The 1,294-nt window shown below is 46.7% G+C and carries 1 protein-coding gene; it reads right to left on the bottom strand.

Going from position 1 to position 1,294, the window contains the following annotated elements; genetic code table 11:
- The coding region (locus CVU77_04180; protein ID PKN01711.1) for a hypothetical protein at positions 1-1,109 on the bottom strand (1,109 nt) is incomplete at its 3' end.
- Between the last annotated feature and the right edge of the window lie 185 nt (positions 1,110-1,294).

Below are 1,294 nucleotides of genomic sequence, written 5' to 3'. Positions count from 1 at the left end.
CCGTTTGAAACTGTTAGCCACGCGGGTGTAGAAGAATCTATCGAAAACGGATAAGACGATATGCGGATGCCGACGGAGATATTTGTTCCGGCGGGTTGTGACGCGGGGTTCCATGAGACGCTTGATACCACCACTTTTGAGGCGGCGTCTATGACGGCGGAGCGATAGGTTCCGGTTGAGAAAAACGCGCCTTCTTCGGCGGCGACAGACGATATTGTGGGTTCGGTGGGGGCGTATTTGCGGACGAAAATCCAATCCGAGAAAATATTGTTGTACCCAGTGTGCTTACAAAAACCCACTGCATTGCGGGAAAATGCATATGGAATCGCTTTTGTCGCTTTGTTGATATTGTCAATCCAAACAGTATAATTTCCATTATTGGGGATGTCAATTCTCTGCCTTGCCCATCCGGTAGGAATAATATTGGGAGTATAAGTATTAATCCAACCCGTATCCACTCCGCCATTTTCGCCTCGTTCCGTCCACTGTGGTGTTCCTCCTGTAGCGCCTTCAAGGCCAAGCCAATTATTTATATCTTGAAAGTTAATCAATAACCCACCGGGATATTCACCGCCGCCTATATCTTTTATCATTGATTCAACGATATATTGTAATGGTAAAGTTACTGTTTTATAAACTTCAACGTCTTTATAACTGCTTCCACCTATAGTAATATTTATACCCATGCATCCATCAATTACGCCCGAAGCAATAGAGGAACTTTCTTTTGACCAGTCAGACACATCCCCGTCATTAAAATCATCAAAAAACACAAAAGCATTTACTCCGCTCTGTCCGACACTGGCAGTCGCATTGCCGTAATACATATAGATTGTGTTTGAGCCGGCGGGAATGGTTGACACCTTGACCCAAAACCCCCTGCAATTGGCGGTGGTAGTGTCGTAGTCAATCCAGTAAGGTATTGTCGTCGTTGCGGTTGATGGAGTGAAACGAAAATCGGCCATTGTTGGTTGGGCGGACGAACGGATTGCAGACCACTGGGAACCAAAAGCAGATGTTGGAATCCAAACCTGATAGTCGGAAAGGCCGTAAGCGAGCGAATTGTTTATCGTTATCTTTCTTCGGTATTTCCAGCCGCCAAGCCACATCTCGGACGGGGAGTGGCCGGGTGTGGTAAATGACGAGCCCTGCCAATCAAGTTGTACTTGTGTTTCAGGATACCAAGTTGCGTTTACTAAAACGCCGTTTTGCCAGTCGGTTTTGGATGTGTGTGTGAGTTGGGTTGCGGCGGAAAGTCGGGATGCGGGAAGGGTGAAGAGTAAAGAGAAAAAGA

Source organism: Elusimicrobia bacterium HGW-Elusimicrobia-1, assembly GCA_002841695.1.
Classification (GTDB): domain Bacteria; phylum Elusimicrobiota; class Endomicrobiia; order PHAN01; family PHAN01; genus PHAN01.
This window is presented reverse-complemented; position numbering and strand designations above follow the sequence as displayed.